1 protein-coding gene and 1 pseudogene are annotated in these 1,023 nt (G+C 74.8%); both read left to right on the top strand.

The features are described 5' to 3' along the window. On the top strand, window positions 1-560 hold a 560-nt coding region (locus tag PV721_RS43540; protein WP_319734434.1), incomplete at its 5' end, for an ATP-binding protein. Continuing rightward, a pseudogene (locus PV721_RS43535) lies at window positions 557-1,023 on the top strand (hypothetical protein); the annotation flags it as partial. The gene PV721_RS43540 and the pseudogene PV721_RS43535, both read left to right, overlap by 4 nt.

Here is a 1,023-nt window from a genome sequence, read left to right as displayed (position 1 = left end):
GTGGGGCGCCGCGGCCCCCGGCCGGCAGGCCCCGGCGCCCCACCGCCCGCGCGGTCCGCTACGAGCTGTTCGAGACCCTGCACCTGCCGGGGGAGCCGCCCCGTCACCCCAGCGAGTTCGACCGCCTGTTGAAGACCGCCCTCGCCGAGCGGCCCCGCACGTTCCTCGTGGACGAGGCACAGTGGCTCAACGGCGAGGCCTTCGAGTACTTCCGCTACCTGTGGGACGAGCCCGCCACAAAGATCGCGATCGTCTTCGTCGGCGGCGCCGGCGCCCACACCGTGCTGCGCCGCGAGCCGATGCTCTCCTCACGGATCTTCATCTGGCAGCAGTTCACCCGCCTCACCCCCGCCGAGGTCCTCGAGGTCGTCCCCCTCTTCCACCCCGTCTGGGAGAACGCCGACCCCGCAGACATCACGTTCGCCGACGAGCAGGCCGCCCACGGCAACTTCCGCGCCTGGGCCCAGCTCACCGCCCACCTGCGCACCGCCCTGGAACGCACCGGCCGCCCCCGCCCGGACCGCGACCTGCTGCGCTGGGCCTTCAGCCGCCTCGCATGACCCTCCCCGCGGCCCCGGCAAGCCTGGCCGTCGTCCTCGACCCCGGGGACGACGCCGCCTTCACCCACGCTGCCCTGGCCGCGCACGCCCCGCAGGCCGGCCGCATCACCCTCCACCCCGGCCCGGGCACGACCAGCGACACCGCCCTCGCCTCCGACCTGCTCCAGGCCCTGGGCAAACCCGCCCGCATCCCGGGCCGGCACCCGCACGGCCGTCCGCCGCTGTGGGAGGCGGCCGCCGCGTGGACGACCGCCCTGGACGTCACCCGCCTGACCGTCCTGCGCGCCCACCTCCTCGACCAGCGACGCCTCCAACGACTCCTCGACCTGCAGCACCAGACCGGCATCCACCTCACCCTCGTCGTCCACCGCCCCCGCCTGACCACCGCCCTCCACCGCACCCTGGAAGCCGGCCACCACACCACCGTCCGCACCCTCGCAGAAGCCCAAGCCCTCTACCTGGG

The sequence above is a fragment of the Streptomyces sp. MB09-01 genome (genome assembly GCF_033794505.1).
Lineage (GTDB): Bacteria > Actinomycetota > Actinomycetes > Streptomycetales > Streptomycetaceae > Streptomyces.
This window is presented reverse-complemented; position numbering and strand designations above follow the sequence as displayed.